Here is a 20,848-nt window from a genome sequence, read left to right on the forward strand (position 1 = left end):
ATGAAAGTTAATCTTTTTGGAATTGCTTTATATTCTATTTTAGTGTTAAGTAGCTGTAAAACAAATCATTTAACAGACGCTCCCAAGAGTAACATTAAGGAAGTAGTGACCAGTTCAGATGTAACATTAGTAGACGTAAGAATTCCCGAGCAATATGCTGCAGGAACCGCTAAAAATGCCATCAATATTCCACTGGCAGAAATTCAAAACAAAATTGAAACCCTGAAGGGTAAAAAAGTAGTTGTTTTTTGCAATAAAGGAGTACAGGCAGATCAGGCTATGGAAATATTAAAGAAAAACGGAGTGGAAGCCTATGATGGAACGAGTTGGAAAAATGTAAAGGGCATCCAGGACGAAGCAGATAAAAAGTAACTAATTAAACTAAAACTATGTCACAAAAATTTCAGGATATCATCAATTCCGAAAGACCAGTACTTATTGACTTTTTTGCCACGTGGTGCCAGCCTTGTAAGGTTCAGTCCTCGGTTTTAAATACTGTAAAAGAAAATATAGGCGAAGGAGCCAGAATCATCAAAGTAGATGTAGACCAATACCCTGCTATTGCAGCACAATATGGAGTAAGAGGAGTTCCTACTTTAGCTGTTTTCAAAAATGGGGAACTTCTTTGGAAGGAAAGCGGAGTGCATGATGTGAATACATTAACTAATCTTCTGCAACAATATATTTAAGATAAAAAAAGGCTGAGTTGATATGAACTCAGCCTTTTTTATTTTTATACATCAATTGAGAAATGATCTCTATCATTTAAAAACTGGAAATGAGTTCTGAAATCGTTCAGTTCATTCATATCCAGCTCAGCTGATACAATATTTCCATTTTTATTTGAAATTTCTCTCCCTTCTGCAAAGAAACAATGAGAACTTTCCTGATAGAACAAATTATTTCCATCCGTTCCAATTCGGTTTAAACCAAACACAAAAGAAAGATTTTCAATGGCTCTTGCTTTTAAAAGATGTTCCCAAGCACCCACTCTTTTCTCAGGCCAGTTCGCAACGTATAAAATAGCATCATAATCATCATTATTTCTTGCAAATACTGGAAATCGAAGATCATAACAAACCTGAAGCAAAAATCTCACTCCTTTATATTCTACAATCACTCTGTCTTTTCCCGGAGTATATACCTTATCTTCTCCCGAAAAAGAAAACAAGTGTCTTTTATCATAAAATGCAACGTCTTCATTCGGTTGCACAAAATACATCCTATTGTAAAAATTACCATTTTCCTCTACGGGAACGCTTCCGCAGAATGCCGCATTTTTTTCTTTTGAGATTTTTTTCAAAAACTCCAGAGACTCATCATTCCTGTCAGAAACTTCAGCTGCATCCATACAAAAGCCTGTTGAAAACATCTCAGGCAATAGAAACAGATCTGCTTCAAGGTTTTGAAGTTCATTCTCTATTATTTTAAAATTTTCAGCTTTATTTTTCCAGATGATATCCAAATTGAGTCCTGCAATCTCCATCTTTTTATTTTGTTTAAAATTATTCATTATCTCAAGTATAAAAATACGGCTTTTATACTTAATAAAGAAAATGGACTTATAAATCTTAATATTTATTAAAGTCTTCTATTTTCATAGCATTCAACATCTTTCGGTTTCATTTTTGATACAGGTAATTTTTATTAATATCATTAAAAATTATAAAATTTATGAAGAAATTGGTTTTTATGGTGATGATGTTCTTTTTTGGAATCACGGCCAATGCTCAAGCATGGACAGGAAAAGGAGATCAAAAGGTTCAACTGGGTCTAAGTGCCTGGGGATACGGAACCGGGATAACGGGAACTTACGATTATGGGTTGAATAAGCTTATATCTGTGGGGGCCGGTCTTAACGGTTACTTCAGTAATTATAAGAACAACGATAAAGACAATCGGGTGTTTGTTTTCGGAAGATTGAATTTCCACTTGCAAGAAGCTTTAAATCTTCCTCCAAAGTTGGATATTTATCCTGGTGTTGATGTAGGTGTTGTTGGAAAAGACTTTGGAATAGGAGCTCATATCGGCGCGCGATACTTCTTTACAGAAAGAATTGGCGTATTTGCAGAGGTAGGTAATAACGGAAGCCTTGGCGTTTCATTCAATTTATAATCAAATAGTCCTGAAATATGACAAAGCTTCTCGTTTCGAGAGGCTTTTTTATTTGGCATAGTTTTGATAATTGTTACCTTTGCAAATTAAAATCTAAAATTTATTAATGGAAATAGCAATCAAACTCTTCCAGTTCATTCTGAGTATCTCTATACTTGTAGTTCTTCATGAGCTTGGCCACTTCTTACCGGCAAAATGGTTCAAGACCAGAGCAGAGAAATTCTTCTTGTTTTTTGATCCTTACTTCTCCATATTCTCTATGAAGAAAGTCAACGGAAAGTGGAAGTATAAATTCTTATCTCAGAACTTACCTGATACTGAAGTAATAGAGGTAAACGGAAAAAAGGAAGAAGTTCCTATCGATATATCAAAACTTTCTGACGACGATTGGAGAAAATATCCTGAGCAAACCAAATACGGTATCGGATGGCTTCCTTTCGGAGGTTATGTGAAAATTGCAGGAATGGTGGATGAAAGTATGGATACAGCCCAAATGAAAAAACCGGCTGAATCTTGGGAATTCAGATCTAAACCGGCGTGGCAGAGACTAATCATTATGTTAGGAGGGGTTACAGTAAACTTCTTCCTAGCTTGGATCATATTCTCAGCTTTAGTTGGGAAAAACGGGGAAACAATTTTTGATGCAGATAAAATCAAAACCCCACTTCACTATACTGCAGCAGCCAAGAAAATGGGCTTTCAGGATGGGGATAAAATTTTGAAAGTTGACGGAAAAGTTCAGAAAGACTTCAAAAAACTAGCTCTAGACGTTTTATTAAGTGATGAAATAACCGTTTCCAGAAATGGAAAAGAAGTTACTTTCCCAACCAATGATGATGGAAAAGTAATGGCATTTCATGATCCGGAACCAAGATCATTCTTAACCCCAAGAATGTCTCCTATTATTGATACGATCGTTACTCAATCTACAATGGATGCAGGGTTAAAGGTGGGTGATAAAATTGTTGCCATCAATGGGAAACCTGTTTCTTATTATGATGAAGTAAAACCTTTGGTAGTTCCTAATGCAGGGAAAATAGTAGATTTCCAGGTATCAAGAAACAATCAGATTGAGGACCTTAAAATCCCCATATCTAAAGAAGGAACTATTGGAATTCTTTCTTTCAAGGAAGCTGAGAAATTTATGGTTCATAATGAATATAGTTTTTTCGGTTCTATAAAAAGAGGGTTTACCCTTACTATTGAGAGTTTAACTTATCAGATTAAACAGTTTAAATTAATTTTCAACAAGAAAGTCCAGGGCTATAAAAAAGTGGGTGGCCCGCTTGCTATTGTAAAGAATATGCCGGTAAGTAAAGATGCACAAGGAGGTGTTTCTATTGACTGGACAGCATTCTGGGGCTTTACAGCAATGTTCTCAGTATGGTTGGCATTCCTTAACCTTATTCCTATTCCGGGACTTGATGGCGGACATGTTATATTCACACTATATGAGATGATCGTAGGAAAACCGGTTCCACAAAAAGTATTGGAAAATGCTCAGATGGTGGGAGTTATTTTCCTGTTAGGATTAATGGCTCTGATCTTTGGAAGCGATATTATTAAAGCCATTACAGGAACATTATAATTTTTTGAAAATTTTTCTTAAAAATATTTGCAGGGTATAAATATTCGTCCTATATTTGCACCACTTAAAACAAAGGACATTCCTCCTTAGCTCAGTTGGTTAGAGCATCTGACTGTTAATCAGAGGGTCGCTGGTTCGAGCCCAGCAGGAGGAGCAAAAAAGACTTACAGAAATGTAAGTCTTTTTTTATTTATACTCATTTATCTAATGGGAAATGATATATGTTTTCTGTTCATCAGATATAAGATCTTCTGCCAAAATATAAAAATGGTTCCCTACTTGGTTACTGATTATACTTATTTTAAGTAGAGAACCATCATATTCCAGAAATTTATACCAAGACTTACCGCAATCTTCAGAATACATAAGTAGGCTTCTATTGGGGCTTAAATGATTGTATAAACTCGCCCAAATAATCTCGTTTTCTAAATAAAGCATTCTGAATATTACAGATCTTCTATATGGATCTGGAACCATTGCAGAATCAAATGTTTTAAGATCGGTTGTGGATACAATAAAATTTGTTCCATGATAGTAATCGGTACCCAATACTATATTTTCTTTGGTCTCGGCGAGGCTTGTATACCCTCCTTTTTGAATATGAAATCTATTCCGTTTAAACCATCCGGATTTTTCATCCTTGCTTTGTAATGAATAATTATTAGATTTGTTAGTCCAAATCCCCTTCTTATCATCACCCTCTGTAAGAATCAAACATTTCAATTGATGAACCCATTTTAGTATATGAATATGCTTATTGATGTGTTTTTCTAAAAAGTCATTTTTTTTCCAGGTCTCTCCTTCATCATTTGATACATAGACATAACCTACAAAAGCCCATTTACCATTTTTTTTAATATTTCCATACTCTCCAATTAGTATATCATGATCCTCAGTTTCGGTTATCGTTTCAAATAAGAATCTACTCTCATTTGAAGAAAAATCCAAAACCTTTTTAAATGTCAATCCAAAATCACTCGACTTAAATACCATCCCCCAACTACAAACGAAAATATTTTCTCTTCTATCTATAAAAATACCCTCGATCTTAGCTCCAAAATCAAAACATTCCGTAATAGTTCCATGATAGTCTTGGAAAAATAGCTTTGAACACTGCTTTACTCCTGATCCAAATATCCCATGATTTCCATTAGCAAACACTAAACTAAAATCTACTGAACTTTCACGAAGCTTTGAGTTCAAAGCTTTCTGAAGGTTATCTACTCCACCTTCAATCATCAAATCAGGGAGAGTATTATTAAATTGAATTTGTTTTATATTCTTTTTACAAAAACGCCAAGAAACTTCCCAAATTAAAAACGATAAAAACTCTTCCGTTTTATCGGCTCTAACTATATTAAAAGCGAACGGTATAAAGTTTTTTATATTTACTTTCGAATACTTTTTTGTTATCATTTTTTACCAATAATTAAAACTAACCAGGAAATATGTTTTATAAAATTAAAATTCATCAAAATCTTATCAAGCCGTTTTAAGATTGGTTTCAGAATTTTAAATCCTGATATATAAAGTAAAGGACCAAAGACATGATAGGTTTTAACCCTGATTAAGTTAAAAAACTTTTTCATTTCTTTAATTTCTTTTAAGGTTAAATGATTCCATGGATATGATTGATAATCAAATTTTTTCAATTTCAGATAAGCTCTACCAACTCTTGTAATGGGATTATTTTTTAGATTTTCAAGAAAAATGACACATCCTCCCTTCTTTAAAACTCTGAGGCACTCCCTAAAAAAAGTATCATGATCTATATACTGTACAACACTGCTTGAAAAAATTACATCAAATGAATTATCGGTAAAAGGCAGTACATCTGTATAATTATAATTCAAAAAGTTAACATTTGAATATTTTGCTTTTGCTTCAGTTATTCTTTCAATATCTGAATCTATTCCAGTAACCTCAAATCCCGCCTGATAAAAGACATCAGAAAGGTCTCCGAATCCACATCCAAAGTCTAAAATATTAGTGTAAGTATCCCTATTTTCATCTAAGAAATTTGAAATTTCATCAACAAAAGGAGCTATATAATAGAGTTTGTATTCATCATGAATAAGTTCATAAAATTTCTCCTTGAATGAAGATCTCATAAGTAATACAAGTTTAGTGTTATAACCAAATATAACAAAAATAGTATATTCTGTGAACAAAAATAAAATTCTATTTATTACCCTCTCAATCATAAGGAAAATTGACGAATTGAGCCTATTATAATCTAATTTCAGAAATAAGAACAAATGATTTGGATACATTAGTAGACAAAGAATAAAGCCACTTCAAATTCTATTATTTCGAATAATTAAAAAAGATCTTGGCACTGCAGATCTGTTAAAAGTGATCCTGTATAGATCATTTTATAGCTGAAATATCTTATCTTGTTTCAAAAGATAGAGTCTTTAAACCCATTTTTAGTGTTTGTCTTTTAAATTATATTTATTTTATGCAATTTTAATTTACTGAGAAATAAAACAATAGCAATTTTCGCTAAATATTAAGCTATAAAAACTTGCTTAGTACGGATTTTCCTATTATATTTGCACCACTTAAAACAAAGGACATTCCTCCTTAGCTCAGTTGGTTAGAGCATCTGACTGTTAATCAGAGGGTCGCTGGTTCGAGCCCAGCAGGAGGAGCAAAAAGACTTACAGAAATGTAAGTCTTTTTTTTATTTCTATATAATTCTATACATTAAATTGGAAACAATGATTCTATGATTATCTAAGCCAGGTCAATAATTGGTTGATTCAATCTAATTTTATTCTTAAGAGCAATAAAACCTTCTTCCTTTTCATTATCTACATCATTAATTGCTTTGACTTTTTTCAAATCTAAATGTAATTCATTACAAGCTTTCCTTCATGGCTTTAAATAAGCCTTATTTTTACCACAATTACTTCTATTTAATATAAACTATACTACAAATAATTTTAGGGGAAAAAGGCGTCAATTTGTAAATAATAGATGAAAGTCAGATAATGAATAATGAGCAATAAGTAATCTATAATGAATGATGAGTATTAGTATGATACTTCAGTTTGTTAGCAACCTTTCTCCCCTTGCCATTCTGCAGGCATCCAAAAGAGCATTATCCATAATTATCATAATATTATTTTACTATTGAAAATAAAAGTATTATAACTCTTTTTACGTTATGGCTGAAACTCCTTACAGGATGGCAATAGAGGGTATAATTAGAGTTGTAATGATAACAAGGAAAAGATCCAGGATAAATTCAGAATAAAGAATAAAGGTAAAGACTTAGATAAATAATCAGGATGGGTATTGAGAACAGTCCTGATTACCCATTACTGATTTGTGGTTGTTTTGTGGTTGTATTGTGGTTGTAATGTTTTAGTGTGATGTGGTGTGTTTTGGATTTGTTTTGTGTTGTGGGATTTGAGTATATAACAAAAAAAAGTCTCATACATTACTGTATGAGACTTTTAAAAATAAAATAAAAACTGGCGGCGGCCTACTCTCCCGCGTTAGCAGTACCATCGGCGCTGGTGGGCTTAACTTCTGTGTTCGGAATGGGAACAGGTGAGCCCCACCGCTAAAACCACCCTAAAGGCTTTATATAAGATATCAGAGGATAGATTTCAGATCTCAGACTTTAAGTCTGTTATCTGATGTCTTATATCTGACATCTGTTTTAATCGATAAAAACTTTCACAAAGAGCTAACCTTGCTGCACTTTCGTGCGCCATATCAGGCTATAAATCTACGGGTAATTAGTACTACTCGGCTATGACATTACTGTCTTTACACCTATAGCCTATCAACGTGGTCATCTCCCACGACCCTTAAAAGATGTCTCATCTTGAGGCGAGTTTCGCACTTATATGCTTTCAGTGCTTATCTCTTCCAAACGTAGCTACTCAGCAGTGCACCTGGCGGTACAACTGATACACCAGAGGTTTGTTCAATTCGGTCCTCTCGTACTAGAATCAAGCCCTCTCAAACATCTAACGCCCGCAATAGATAGAGACCGAACTGTCTCACGACGTTCTGAACCCAGCTCGCGTGCCACTTTAATGGGCGAACAGCCCAACCCTTGGGACCTTCTCCAGCCCCAGGATGTGACGAGCCGACATCGAGGTGCCGAACCTCCCCGTCGATGTGAGCTCTTGGGGGAGACTAGCCTGTTATCCCCGGAGTACCTTTTATCCTATGAGCGATGGCCCTTCCATACGGAACCACCGGATCACTATGTCCTGCTTTCGCACCTGATCGACTTGTTGGTCTCACAGTCAAGCACCCTTATGCCATTACACTCTACGCACGGTTACCAAGCGTGCTGAGGGTACCTTTGAAAGCCTCCGTTACTCTTTTGGAGGCGACCACCCCAGTCAAACTACCCACCACGCAATGTCCTTCTAAAAGAAGTTAGGCTCCAAGTAAGTAAAGGGTGGTATTTCAACGTCGGCTCCACAGACACTAGCGTGCCCACTTCATAGCCTCCCACCTATCCTACACATTACTTACTCAAAGTCAATACGAAGTTATAGTAAAGGTTCACAGGGTCTTTTCGTCCCATTGCGGGTAATCGGCATCTTCACCGATACTACAATTTCACAGAGCTCATGGTTGAGACAGTGCCCAGATCGTTACACCATTCGTGCAGGTCGGAACTTACCCGACAAGGAATTTCGCTACCTTAGGACCGTTATAGTTACGGCCGCCGTTTACTGGGGCTTCAGTCAATGCCTTCGGTTTAACCCTAAGCACCTTCCTTAACCTTCCAGCACCGGGCAGGTGTCAGACCCTATACTGCATCTTTCGATTTTGCAGAGTCCTGTGTTTTTGATAAACAGTCGCCTGGGCCTCTTTACTGCGGCCACCATTGCTGATGGCGTCTCTTCTCCCGAAGTTACGAGACTATTTTGCCTAGTTCCTTAACCATGATTCACTCTAGCACCTTAGGATTCTCTCCTCGACTACCTGTGTCGGTTTTGGTACGGGTTGCTTCACTTCGGCTTTTCTTGGAAGCACTTTCCCTACAGCAGCTTCGCCCGAAGGCTAGGCCTTGACTATTCCGTCAGTCTCCAGTAAGTACGGCACTCCGTCCCCTTTTTAGTGTGAGCAAGTATGGGAATATTAACCCATTGTCCATCCACTTCCCCGTTCGGGTTCGCGTTAGGTCCCGACTAACCCTCAGCTGATTAGCATGGCTGAGGAAACCTTAGTCTTTCGGTGAGCGGGTTTCTCGCCCGCTTTATCGTTACTTATGCCTACATTTTCTTTTCTATCCGCTCCACAATACCTCACAGTACTGCTTCGGCGCAAATAGAATGCTCTCCTACCAGATGTATCTAAAATACAAATCCATAGCTTCGGTAATATGTTTATGCCCGATTATTATCCATGCCGGACCGCTCGACTAGTGAGCTGTTACGCACTCTTTAAATGAATGGCTGCTTCCAAGCCAACATCCTAGCTGTCAATGCAGTCCAACCGCGTTGCTTCAACTTAACATATATTTTGGGACCTTAGCTGTTGGTCTGGGTTCTTTCCCTCTCGGACATGGACCTTAGCACCCATGCCCTCACTGCCGTAGAACATTTATTAGCATTCGGAGTTTGTCAGGAATTGGTAGGCGATGAAACCCCCGCATCCAATCAGTAGCTCTACCTCTAATAAACTTATATACGACGCTGCACCTAAATGCATTTCGGAGAGTACGAGCTATCTCCCAGTTTGATTGGCCTTTCACCCCTACCCACAGGTCATCCGAAGACTTTTCAACGTCAACCGGTTCGGTCCTCCACTCTGTGTTACCAGAGCTTCAACCTGCCCATGGGTAGATCACAAGGTTTCGCGTCTAATCCTACTAACTATCCGCCCTATTCAGACTCGCTTTCGCTCCGGCTCCGGACCTGAAGTCCTTAACCTCGCTAGTAAAATTAACTCGTAGGCTCATTATGCAAAAGGCACGCCGTCACAGCTTAATGCTGCTCCGACCGCTTGTAGGCGTACGGTTTCAGGTTCTATTTCACCCTTCTATTCGAAGTGCTTTTCACCTTTCCTTCACAGTACTTGTTCACTATCGGTCTTTCAGGAGTATTTAGCCTTGGAGGATGGTCCCCCCATATTCAGACAGGATTTCACGTGTCCCGCCCTACTCATTTATCACTTAAATATGCCTTTCATATACGGGGCTATCACCCTCTACGGCTGTTCTTTCCAGAACATTCTATTAAACATAAATTAGCTTTTGGGCTAATCCGCTTTCGCTCGCCACTACTTACGGAATCTCTTCGATTTCTTTTCCTCCGGGTACTTAGATGTTTCAGTTCTCCGGGTTTGCTCTCTAAATAAATTTAGAGTGACTGGTCTTCAACCAGACGGGTTGCCCCATTCGGACATCTGCGGATCAATTCGTGTGTGCCAATCCCCGCAGCTTTTCGCAGCTTACCACGTCCTTCGTCGCCTCTGAAAGCCTAGGCATCCGCCATACGCCCTTAACGATTTCTTTCCTAATATTAAATTAGTTCAGTATTTTTTTGATAAATAAATTTATCGATATTTTTATAAACTCGGCACTCGAAAGTGCTCGGTTATCTCTTTGTGATGTCTTTACCGTTAATGTCAATGATCTTAAATTCTTCTTGTCTAACTGATGAACGAATATTGTTTTTGGCTCTATCCGTAACTTTTAAATCAGTCTTCCAAAACTGTGGAGAATAAGGGAGTCGAACCCTTGACCTCCTGCGTGCAAGGCAGGCGCTCTAGCCAGCTGAGCTAATTCCCCTCTAGTAGACTTCAGATTTTAGATCTCAGATTACAGACTTTATTGTCTGACATCTGATGTCTTATATCTTCCCGTCTTATAATTAGTAGTCTCGGGCAGGCTCGAACTGCCGACCTCTACATTATCAGTGTAGCGCTCTAACCAGCTGAGCTACGAGACTGTCTGTTAGACTAACAGATTTCAGATAACAGATATCAGATTTAACTGACCATCCTATCTTCATCCTTGTCTCTCTCAATCCCTTTACTAATTTCTAGTGGGTTTTGTATTTTTAATATAATCAACCAAACAAAAAACTAAAGCTTGAACTTTAAGTAAGTTCTGTATCCGAAGATACTAATTTTGTTTATCGTCTAAAAGACGCTCTAAAATGAGATGTTCCAGCCGCACCTTCCGGTACGGCTACCTTGTTACGACTTAGCCCTAGTTACCTGTTTTACCCTAGGCAGCTCCTGTTACGGTCACCGACTTCAGGTACCCCAGACTTCCATGGCTTGACGGGCGGTGTGTACAAGGCCCGGGAACGTATTCACCGCGCCATGGCTGATGCGCGATTACTAGCGATTCCAGCTTCATAGAGTCGAGTTGCAGACTCCAATCCGAACTGAGACCAGCTTTCGAGATTTGCATCACATCGCTGTGTAGCTGCCCTCTGTACTGGCCATTGTATTACGTGTGTGGCCCAAGGCGTAAGGGCCGTGATGATTTGACGTCATCCCCACCTTCCTCTCTACTTGCGTAGGCAGTCTCACTAGAGTCCCCAACTTAATGATGGCAACTAGTGACAGGGGTTGCGCTCGTTGCAGGACTTAACCTAACACCTCACGGCACGAGCTGACGACAACCATGCAGCACCTTGAAAAATGTCCGAAGAAAAGTCTATTTCTAAACCTGTCATTTCCCATTTAAGCCTTGGTAAGGTTCCTCGCGTATCATCGAATTAAACCACATAATCCACCGCTTGTGCGGGCCCCCGTCAATTCCTTTGAGTTTCATTCTTGCGAACGTACTCCCCAGGTGGCTAACTTATCACTTTCGCTTAGTCTCTGAATCCGAAAACCCAAAAACGAGTTAGCATCGTTTACGGCGTGGACTACCAGGGTATCTAATCCTGTTCGCTCCCCACGCTTTCGTCCATCAGCGTCAGTTGTTGCTTAGTAACCTGCCTTCGCAATTGGTGTTCTAAGTAATATCTATGCATTTCACCGCTACACTACTTATTCCAGCTACTTCAACAACACTCAAGACATGCAGTATCAATGGCAGTTTCACAGTTAAGCTGTGAGATTTCACCACTGACTTACACATCCGCCTACGGACCCTTTAAACCCAATAAATCCGGATAACGCTTGCACCCTCCGTATTACCGCGGCTGCTGGCACGGAGTTAGCCGGTGCTTATTCGTATAGTACCTTCAGCTAGATACACGTATCTAGGTTTATCCCTATACAAAAGAAGTTTACAACCCATAGGGCCGTCGTCCTTCACGCGGGATGGCTGGATCAGGCTCTCACCCATTGTCCAATATTCCTCACTGCTGCCTCCCGTAGGAGTCTGGTCCGTGTCTCAGTACCAGTGTGGGGGATCACCCTCTCAGGCCCCCTAAAGATCGCAGACTTGGTGAGCCGTTACCTCACCAACTATCTAATCTTGCGCGTGCCCATCTCTATCCACCGGAGTTTTCAATATCGAATGATGCCATTCAACATATTATGGGGTATTAATCTTCCTTTCGAAAGGCTATCCCCCAGATAAAGGCAGGTTGCACACGTGTTCCGCACCCGTACGCCGCTCTCAAGATCCCGAAAGATCTCTACCGCTCGGCTTGCATGTGTTAGGCCTCCCGCTAGCGTTCATCCTGAGCCAGGATCAAACTCTCCATTGTATGTTTGTCTGACTCACTCAAAGTTTTTTAACGCTTTAGTTTTTCCTTACTTGGTTGTTATATTGTATGTCAATGATCTTTATATCTTTCGCTTTTTAACGAAGCAATCTCTCTGTCAGTGTCGCTCCGTATTTGCGAGTGCAAAAGTAAAACTTTATTTCCATTTGACCAAATGTTTCGAAAGAAAATTTTAAAGTTTTTTAAGTAACCTTAATCTCTTTCCTAACCCTCAATCTCTCTACTCCTGCGCTCCCTTAATTGGGACTGCAAAGATACAAACTTTATTTTAACTCGCAACTTTTAAATCCTAAAAATTAAAAGTTTTTTTCGTCTGTCTCTCTCGTAGAATATAATGTTTATGCTTATCTAAAAGCTCCTCTGCGCTTACCGAATCTCTTTCGTTTTTCAGTGGGGCAAAGATAGAAACTTCATCCATTCCACACAAGTTTATTTAACATAAAGTTTACACCAATAGAGTAAATGTTAATAAGTATACAGTTTAACTTACTGATTTATTTATATTTATATACAATTTTATACTTATCCACAATGGGGAATTGCTTTTCGGAAGTCTGTAGAATCTCACTTTACTCCTATACAAAGGATATTCTTATGCATACAAAACTAGAGATATAGATTTATAATACTACAGATCATTGAAATCAAAATCAAATGATTTTGGAGACAAGTCTTTCTGAATATAATAGCTGTAAACGATAATAAATGACGAGGAACAAAAAATCTATAGAATGAATCATTGTAAAGATTCTTTATAGAGATTTTTAAATTGTTGAAAAATTAAATGGATGATAAACATAGAGCAATAGATAGTCAATGATAAAAGCATGCGGGTTTTCAATTATCCTATAATATAAATTAAACAGAGAGATCTTCTTTATCATGAATATGAGTAGCAATGAGTAATCTCTGATGAATAACAAATATTGATATGCTATAGTAGATTGTCTCGATGCCCTTACGTTGCGATCCCTTAGGCATCCAGGTAACGTTATCAATATTTATTATCCCACTCAGATTCTTACAGGATAACAAAATGCGGTAAGTTCATCAGAAGGAATGATACTAAAGAAAAGGTCTGTGATAAAATAAAGAATGAAAAAACAGAAAGGGTAATATGCAATTCAATAGAAGTGAGCTTTAGCCCGCTTAATAGTAAATAAGAATTCCAATGGCTTTAGCCAAAACTTAGAGATTAGATCTTACTTATTACCTATTACTCATTGCTCATTGCTCATTGCTCATTGCTCATTGCTCATTGCTGATTGTATTGTGGTTGTATTGTTCTTAGTGTGGTGTGGTGGTGTGTTTTGTATTGTGTTTTGGATTTGAGTATATAACAAAAAAAAGTCTCATACATTACTGTATGAGACTTTTAAAAATAAAATAAAAACTGGCGGCGGCCTACTCTCCCGCGTTAGCAGTACCATCGGCGCTGGTGGGCTTAACTTCTGTGTTCGGAATGGGAACAGGTGAGCCCCACCGCTAAAACCACCCTAAAGGCTTTATATAAGATATCAGAGGATAGATTTCAGATCTCAGACTTTAAGTCTGTTATCTGATGTCTTATATCTGACATCTGTTTTAATCGATAAAAACTTTCACAAAGAGCTAACCTTGCTGCACTTTCGTGCGCCATATCAGGCTATAAATCTACGGGTAATTAGTACTACTCGGCTATGACATTACTGTCTTTACACCTATAGCCTATCAACGTGGTCATCTCCCACGACCCTTAAAAGATGTCTCATCTTGAGGCGAGTTTCGCACTTATATGCTTTCAGTGCTTATCTCTTCCAAACGTAGCTACTCAGCAGTGCACCTGGCGGTACAACTGATACACCAGAGGTTTGTTCAATTCGGTCCTCTCGTACTAGAATCAAGCCCTCTCAAACATCTAACGCCCGCAATAGATAGAGACCGAACTGTCTCACGACGTTCTGAACCCAGCTCGCGTGCCACTTTAATGGGCGAACAGCCCAACCCTTGGGACCTTCTCCAGCCCCAGGATGTGACGAGCCGACATCGAGGTGCCGAACCTCCCCGTCGATGTGAGCTCTTGGGGGAGACTAGCCTGTTATCCCCGGAGTACCTTTTATCCTATGAGCGATGGCCCTTCCATACGGAACCACCGGATCACTATGTCCTGCTTTCGCACCTGATCGACTTGTTGGTCTCACAGTCAAGCACCCTTATGCCATTACACTCTACGCACGGTTACCAAGCGTGCTGAGGGTACCTTTGAAAGCCTCCGTTACTCTTTTGGAGGCGACCACCCCAGTCAAACTACCCACCACGCAATGTCCTTCTAAAAGAAGTTAGGCTCCAAGTAAGTAAAGGGTGGTATTTCAACGTCGGCTCCACAGACACTAGCGTGCCCACTTCATAGCCTCCCACCTATCCTACACATTACTTACTCAAAGTCAATACGAAGTTATAGTAAAGGTTCACAGGGTCTTTTCGTCCCATTGCGGGTAATCGGCATCTTCACCGATACTACAATTTCACAGAGCTCATGGTTGAGACAGTGCCCAGATCGTTACACCATTCGTGCAGGTCGGAACTTACCCGACAAGGAATTTCGCTACCTTAGGACCGTTATAGTTACGGCCGCCGTTTACTGGGGCTTCAGTCAATGCCTTCGGTTTAACCCTAAGCACCTTCCTTAACCTTCCAGCACCGGGCAGGTGTCAGACCCTATACTGCATCTTTCGATTTTGCAGAGTCCTGTGTTTTTGATAAACAGTCGCCTGGGCCTCTTTACTGCGGCCACCATTGCTGATGGCGTCTCTTCTCCCGAAGTTACGAGACTATTTTGCCTAGTTCCTTAACCATGATTCACTCTAGCACCTTAGGATTCTCTCCTCGACTACCTGTGTCGGTTTTGGTACGGGTTGCTTCACTTCGGCTTTTCTTGGAAGCACTTTCCCTACAGCAGCTTCGCCCGAAGGCTAGGCCTTGACTATTCCGTCAGTCTCCAGTAAGTACGGCACTCCGTCCCCTTTTTAGTGTGAGCAAGTATGGGAATATTAACCCATTGTCCATCCACTTCCCCGTTCGGGTTCGCGTTAGGTCCCGACTAACCCTCAGCTGATTAGCATGGCTGAGGAAACCTTAGTCTTTCGGTGAGCGGGTTTCTCGCCCGCTTTATCGTTACTTATGCCTACATTTTCTTTTCTATCCGCTCCACAATACCTCACAGTACTGCTTCGGCGCAAATAGAATGCTCTCCTACCAGATGTATCTAAAATACAAATCCATAGCTTCGGTAATATGTTTATGCCCGATTATTATCCATGCCGGACCGCTCGACTAGTGAGCTGTTACGCACTCTTTAAATGAATGGCTGCTTCCAAGCCAACATCCTAGCTGTCAATGCAGTCCAACCGCGTTGCTTCAACTTAACATATATTTTGGGACCTTAGCTGTTGGTCTGGGTTCTTTCCCTCTCGGACATGGACCTTAGCACCCATGCCCTCACTGCCGTAGAACATTTATTAGCATTCGGAGTTTGTCAGGAATTGGTAGGCGATGAAACCCCCGCATCCAATCAGTAGCTCTACCTCTAATAAACTTATATACGACGCTGCACCTAAATGCATTTCGGAGAGTACGAGCTATCTCCCAGTTTGATTGGCCTTTCACCCCTACCCACAGGTCATCCGAAGACTTTTCAACGTCAACCGGTTCGGTCCTCCACTCTGTGTTACCAGAGCTTCAACCTGCCCATGGGTAGATCACAAGGTTTCGCGTCTAATCCTACTAACTATCCGCCCTATTCAGACTCGCTTTCGCTCCGGCTCCGGACCTGAAGTCCTTAACCTCGCTAGTAAAATTAACTCGTAGGCTCATTATGCAAAAGGCACGCCGTCACAGCTTAATGCTGCTCCGACCGCTTGTAGGCGTACGGTTTCAGGTTCTATTTCACCCTTCTATTCGAAGTGCTTTTCACCTTTCCTTCACAGTACTTGTTCACTATCGGTCTTTCAGGAGTATTTAGCCTTGGAGGATGGTCCCCCCATATTCAGACAGGATTTCACGTGTCCCGCCCTACTCATTTATCACTTAAATATGCCTTTCATATACGGGGCTATCACCCTCTACGGCCGTTCTTTCCAGAACATTCTATTAAACATAAATTAGCTTTTGGGCTAATCCGCTTTCGCTCGCCACTACTTACGGAATCTCTTCGATTTCTTTTCCTCCGGGTACTTAGATGTTTCAGTTCTCCGGGTTTGCTCTCTAAATAAATTTAGAGTGACTGGTCTTCAACCAGACGGGTTGCCCCATTCGGACATCTGCGGATCAATTCGTGTGTGCCAATCCCCGCAGCTTTTCGCAGCTTACCACGTCCTTCTTCGCCTCTGAAAGCCTAGGCATCCGCCATACGCCCTTAACGATTTCTTTCCTAATATTAAATTAGTTCAGTATTTTTTGATAAATTAAATTTATCGATATTTTTATAAACTCGGCACTCGAAAGTGCTCGGTTATCTCTTTGTGATGTCTTTACCGTTAATGTCAATGATCTTAAATTCTTCTTGTCCAACTGATGAACGAATATTGTTTTTGGCTCTATCCGTAACTTTTAAATCAGTCTTCCAAAACTGTGGAGAATAAGGGAGTCGAACCCTTGACCTCCTGCGTGCAAGGCAGGCGCTCTAGCCAGCTGAGCTAATTCCCCTCTAGTAGACTTCAGATTTTAGATCTCAGATTACAGACTTTATTGTCTGACATCTGATGTCTTATATCTTCCCGTCTTTTTAATTAGTAGTCTCGGGCAGGCTCGAACTGCCGACCTCTACATTATCAGTGTAGCGCTCTAACCAGCTGAGCTACGAGACTGTCTGTTAGACTAACAGATTTCAGATAACAGATATCAGATTTAACTGACCATCCTATCTTCATCCTTGTCTCTCTCAATCCCTTTACTAATTTCTAGTGGGTTTTGTATTTTTAATATAATCAACCAAACAAAAAACTAAAGCTTTACTTTGAATAAGTACTTGTATCCGAAGATACTAATTTTGTTTATCGTCTAAAAGACGCTCTAAAATGAGATGTTCCAGCCGCACCTTCCGGTACGGCTACCTTGTTACGACTTAGCCCTAGTTACCTGTTTTACCCTAGGCAGCTCCTGTTACGGTCACCGACTTCAGGTACCCCAGACTTCCATGGCTTGACGGGCGGTGTGTACAAGGCCCGGGAACGTATTCACCGCGCCATGGCTGATGCGCGATTACTAGCGATTCCAGCTTCATAGAGTCGAGTTGCAGACTCCAATCCGAACTGAGACCAGCTTTCGAGATTTGCATCACATCGCTGTGTAGCTGCCCTCTGTACTGGCCATTGTATTACGTGTGTGGCCCAAGGCGTAAGGGCCGTGATGATTTGACGTCATCCCCACCTTCCTCTCTACTTGCGTAGGCAGTCTCACTAGAGTCCCCAACTTAATGATGGCAACTAGTGACAGGGGTTGCGCTCGTTGCAGGACTTAACCTAACACCTCACGGCACGAGCTGACGACAACCATGCAGCACCTTGAAAAATGTCCGAAGAAAAGTCTATTTCTAAACCTGTCATTTCCCATTTAAGCCTTGGTAAGGTTCCTCGCGTATCATCGAATTAAACCACATAATCCACCGCTTGTGCGGGCCCCCGTCAATTCCTTTGAGTTTCATTCTTGCGAACGTACTCCCCAGGTGGCTAACTTATCACTTTCGCTTAGTCTCTGAATCCGAAAACCCAAAACGAGTTAGCATCGTTTACGGCGTGGACTACCAGGGTATCTAATCCTGTTCGCTCCCCACGCTTTCGTCCATCAGCGTCAGTTGTTGCTTAGTAACCTGCCTTCGCAATTGGTGTTCTAAGTAATATCTATGCATTTCACCGCTACACTACTTATTCCAGCTACTTCAACAACACTCAAGACATGCAGTATCAATGGCAGTTTCACAGTTAAGCTGTGAGATTTCACCACTGACTTACACATCCGCCTACGGACCCTTTAAACCCAATAAATCCGGATAACGCTTGCACCCTCCGTATTACCGCGGCTGCTGGCACGGAGTTAGCCGGTGCTTATTCGTATAGTACCTTCAGCTAGATACACGTATCTAGGTTTATCCCTATACAAAAGAAGTTTACAACCCATAGGGCCGTCGTCCTTCACGCGGGATGGCTGGATCAGGCTCTCACCCATTGTCCAATATTCCTCACTGCTGCCTCCCGTAGGAGTCTGGTCCGTGTCTCAGTACCAGTGTGGGGGATCACCTCTCAGGCCCCCTAAAGATCGCAGACTTGGTGAGCCGTTACCTCACCAACTATCTAATCTTGCGCGTGCCCATCTCTATCCACCGGAGTTTTCAATATCGAATGATGCCATTCAACATATTATGGGGTATTAATCTTCCTTTCGAAAGGCTATCCCCCAGATAAAGGCAGGTTGCACACGTGTTCCGCACCCGTACGCCGCTCTCAAGATCCCGAAAGACCTCTACCGCTCGGCTTGCATGTGTTAGGCCTCCCGCTAGCGTTCATCCTGAGCCAGGATCAAACTCTCCATTGTATGTTTGTCTGACTCACTCAAAGTTTTTTAACGCTTTAGTTTTTCCTTACTTGGTTGTTATATTGTATGTCAATGATCTTTATATCTTTCGCTTTTTAACGAAGCAATCTCTCTGTCAGTGTCGCTCCGTATTTGCGAGTGCAAAAGTAAAACTTTATTTTCATCTGACCAAATGTTTCGAAAGAAAATTTTAAAAGTTTTTTAAGTAACCTTAATCTCTTTCCAAACCCTCAATCCCTCTACTCCTGCGCTCCCTTAATTGGGACTGCAAAGATACAAACTTTATTTTAACTCGCAACTTTTAAATCCTAAAAATTAAAAGTTTTTTTCCTGTCTCTCTCGTAGAATATAATGTTTATGCTTATCTAAAAGCTCCTCTGCGCTTACCGAATCTCTTTCGTTTTTCAGTGGGGCAAAGATAGAAACTTCATCTATTCCCCGCAAGTTTATTTAACATAAAGTTTACACCAATATTACAATTGTTAATAAGTAGACAGTTTAACTTGCTGATTTATTTATATTTATATACAATTTTATACTTATCCACAATGGGGAATTGCTTTTTGGAAGATGTGAAAAATCTTGTTTTAGAGATCATATAACAGGTATTTTATATATTATATAGAGGTATTATTAATTATTATATGTTACTATTATATATTAAAAATACAAAATTGGGTATTGTAAGTTTTGGCTAAGCCAATGGATAAGACTTTATTTTATGTAAATGGGCTAAAGTCCGTTTCTATTAATGAAGACTCTGTGGGGGAAGCTAATATATAGCATGAAAATTAGGATTGATTCTGGCAGATTCTTTTATTAATATGGAATCATCTTGTTGAGATCCTTACAGGATGACAAAGATGATGGATTAGCCAAGTGTTAGCAATAGAGTTGCAAGACGGGAAGGCAGATTTTCACAGAACTTTCATAGAGCAGAAATGACTAAATTACCACCCGTCAAAAATTCTTTGAATTTTTGACACCCTCCAAAGGATGGGAATGATAGAAGCCATCACTTATGGATAATAGGTAATGCTATTAATTGATGCCAACCTATTATCTATTATCTATTATCTATTATTTATTCATCATTTATAAAGTGGTCCATTACCCTAGCCCGATAGTAACGGTTACCCCACAGCACACGTTGGAGAGCAGGTGGGTTTGAGTATTGGGAAGGATGGCGCGAGGAGTATGAGTGTATAGCGGGATTAAGCTCCTGAATGAATTGGAGAGTTGGAGAGAATGAGAGTTTAATAAGAGGAAGGAAAATTTATTTGAGCCAGGAAGCTTTTCAACGTTGTGATAAAAAAATTCCGTAAGAATCCTTTACAGCAGGTTTCTTACGGAATGATTGTAAAACCGAAGTTTATATTTTTAGTTCAGAACATAGGATGTTCCGTCTCTTCCGTCTTTTAATTCTATGCCTTCAGCAAGCAGTTTGTCTCTGATCTGATCTGAAAGATCGAAATTTTTGGATTTTCTTGCCTGATTCCTAAGTTCGATTAAAACTTTAGGGTTTGATCCAATTTTTCATTATTGTTTTCTTCTACAGGCTGCAATCCTAGCACGTCAAAGATAAAGGCATTCAATGTTGACTTTAAATCTTCAAGATCTGCTGTTGAGATTGTTTCTTTGCTATCATTTAAAGCAAAAATGTATTTTACGGCTTCAAATAAATGGGCGATCAGAATTGGAGAATTGAAATCATCTGTTAATGCATCATAACATTTGTTTTTCCATTCTGTAAGACTGAATGCTGATTGCTTTTTGTCATCAGGCGTAATGGAATTCAGTACTTTCACAGCTTCCATCAACCTAATAAATCCTTTTTCACTGGCAATCATGGCATCATTGGAGATATCCAAAACACTTCTGTAATGTGCCTGCAGGAAGCAGA

Annotated in this window: 7 protein-coding genes, 6 tRNA genes, 6 rRNA genes and 1 pseudogene; 6 read left to right on the forward strand and 14 right to left on the reverse strand. The window is 40.0% G+C overall.

Features of this window, described 5'->3' with window-relative positions; translation table 11 throughout:
- Both EL260_RS25235 and EL260_RS25240 read left to right on the forward strand, forming a co-directional pair.
- On the forward strand, positions 1-372 hold the full coding sequence (locus tag EL260_RS25235) for a rhodanese-like domain-containing protein (protein WP_164466578.1): 372 nt from the start codon (positions 1-3) through the stop codon (positions 370-372).
- A gap of 17 nt (positions 373-389) precedes the next feature.
- Positions 390-689, forward strand: a complete 300-nt coding sequence (locus tag EL260_RS25240; protein ID WP_123858265.1) for a thioredoxin family protein — start codon at positions 390-392, stop codon at positions 687-689.
- A 44-nt stretch (positions 690-733) separates the two neighbouring features.
- Here the strand turns inward: EL260_RS25240 and EL260_RS25245 are convergent, their stop codons facing one another.
- Entirely contained in the window at positions 734-1,513 is a 780-nt protein-coding gene (locus EL260_RS25245) for a nitrilase-related carbon-nitrogen hydrolase (RefSeq protein WP_164466579.1), read from the reverse strand.
- 161 nt (positions 1,514-1,674) lie between these two features.
- Between EL260_RS25245 and EL260_RS25250 the strand changes: the two genes are divergently transcribed.
- The 3 genes from EL260_RS25250 to EL260_RS25260 all read left to right on the forward strand — a co-directional run bounded on the left by EL260_RS25250 (position 1,675) and on the right by EL260_RS25260 (position 3,857).
- Positions 1,675-2,115: a DUF6646 family protein gene (locus tag EL260_RS25250; RefSeq protein ID WP_089738896.1), complete on the forward strand. Its 441-nt coding sequence runs from the start codon at positions 1,675-1,677 to the stop codon at positions 2,113-2,115.
- A 106-nt stretch (positions 2,116-2,221) separates the two neighbouring features.
- Entirely contained in the window at positions 2,222-3,703 is a 1,482-nt protein-coding gene (gene rseP / locus EL260_RS25255) for an RIP metalloprotease RseP (RefSeq protein WP_123858266.1), read from the forward strand.
- Positions 3,704-3,783: 80 nt separating this feature from the next.
- Positions 3,784-3,857 (forward strand) — tRNA-Asn (locus EL260_RS25260).
- 50 nt (positions 3,858-3,907) lie between these two features.
- On the opposite strand, the gene EL260_RS25265 is transcribed toward EL260_RS25260, so the two are convergent.
- Complete coding sequence (locus tag EL260_RS25265) at positions 3,908-5,119, reverse strand: beta propeller repeat protein (RefSeq protein ID WP_123858267.1); 1,212 nt, start codon at positions 5,117-5,119, stop codon at positions 3,908-3,910.
- The gene (locus EL260_RS25270; RefSeq protein ID WP_164466580.1) at positions 5,116-5,814 is read right to left on the reverse strand and encodes a class I SAM-dependent methyltransferase; all 699 of its coding nucleotides are present in this window, start codon (positions 5,812-5,814) and stop codon (positions 5,116-5,118) included. The genes EL260_RS25265 and EL260_RS25270 overlap by 4 nt, the downstream gene beginning before the upstream one ends.
- Before the next feature lie 469 nt (positions 5,815-6,283).
- Between EL260_RS25270 and EL260_RS25275 the strand changes: the two genes are divergently transcribed.
- A tRNA-Asn gene (locus EL260_RS25275) sits at positions 6,284-6,357 on the forward strand.
- A gap of 826 nt (positions 6,358-7,183) precedes the next feature.
- On the opposite strand, the gene rrf (EL260_RS25280) is transcribed toward EL260_RS25275, so the two are convergent.
- The 11 genes and pseudogenes from rrf (EL260_RS25280) to EL260_RS00005 all read right to left on the reverse strand — a co-directional run.
- A 5S ribosomal RNA gene (gene rrf / locus EL260_RS25280) occupies positions 7,184-7,291 on the reverse strand.
- Between the two features lie 144 nt (positions 7,292-7,435).
- Positions 7,436-10,199, reverse strand: a 23S ribosomal RNA gene (locus EL260_RS25285).
- Between the two features lie 202 nt (positions 10,200-10,401).
- Positions 10,402-10,475, reverse strand: a tRNA-Ala gene (locus EL260_RS25290).
- 86 nt (positions 10,476-10,561) lie between these two features.
- Positions 10,562-10,635 (reverse strand) — tRNA-Ile (locus EL260_RS25295).
- 208 nt (positions 10,636-10,843) lie between these two features.
- Positions 10,844-12,360 (reverse strand): 16S ribosomal RNA (locus tag EL260_RS25300).
- A 1,409-nt stretch (positions 12,361-13,769) separates the two neighbouring features.
- Positions 13,770-13,877: ribosomal RNA gene (gene rrf, locus EL260_RS25305) — 5S ribosomal RNA — on the reverse strand.
- Positions 13,878-14,021: 144 nt separating this feature from the next.
- Positions 14,022-16,785 (reverse strand): 23S ribosomal RNA (locus EL260_RS25310).
- A 202-nt stretch (positions 16,786-16,987) separates the two neighbouring features.
- Positions 16,988-17,061, reverse strand: a tRNA-Ala gene (locus tag EL260_RS25315).
- Positions 17,062-17,148: 87 nt separating this feature from the next.
- Positions 17,149-17,222, reverse strand: a tRNA-Ile gene (locus EL260_RS25320).
- Positions 17,223-17,430: 208 nt separating this feature from the next.
- Positions 17,431-18,945, reverse strand: a 16S ribosomal RNA gene (locus EL260_RS25325).
- The 16S, 23S and 5S rRNA genes sit together here with 4 tRNA genes alongside, the layout of an rRNA operon.
- 1,380 nt (positions 18,946-20,325) lie before the next feature.
- A pseudogene (locus EL260_RS00005) lies at positions 20,326-20,846 on the reverse strand (DALR domain-containing protein); the annotation flags it as partial.
- Positions 20,847-20,848 lie beyond the last annotated feature (2 nt).

It is taken from the genome of Chryseobacterium nakagawai, assembly GCF_900637665.1.
GTDB lineage: Bacteria > Bacteroidota > Bacteroidia > Flavobacteriales > Weeksellaceae > Chryseobacterium > Chryseobacterium nakagawai.

Bases quoted from the DNA above. Each gene is read 5' to 3' on its own strand.
- EL260_RS25245 (WP_164466579.1), bottom strand. From the start codon at position 1,513: ATGAATAATTTTAAACAAAATAAAAAGATGGAGATTGCAGGACTCAAT.
- EL260_RS25250 (WP_089738896.1), top strand. From the start codon at position 1,675: ATGAAGAAATTGGTTTTTATGGTGATGATGTTCTTTTTTGGAATCACG.
- rseP (WP_123858266.1), top strand. From the start codon at position 2,222: ATGGAAATAGCAATCAAACTCTTCCAGTTCATTCTGAGTATCTCTATA.
- EL260_RS25240 (WP_123858265.1), top strand. From the start codon at position 390: ATGTCACAAAAATTTCAGGATATCATCAATTCCGAAAGACCAGTACTT.
- EL260_RS25265 (WP_123858267.1), bottom strand. From the start codon at position 5,119: ATGATAACAAAAAAGTATTCGAAAGTAAATATAAAAAACTTTATACCG.
- EL260_RS25235 (WP_164466578.1), top strand. From the start codon at position 1: ATGAAAGTTAATCTTTTTGGAATTGCTTTATATTCTATTTTAGTGTTA.
- EL260_RS25270 (WP_164466580.1), bottom strand. From the start codon at position 5,814: ATGAGATCTTCATTCAAGGAGAAATTTTATGAACTTATTCATGATGAA.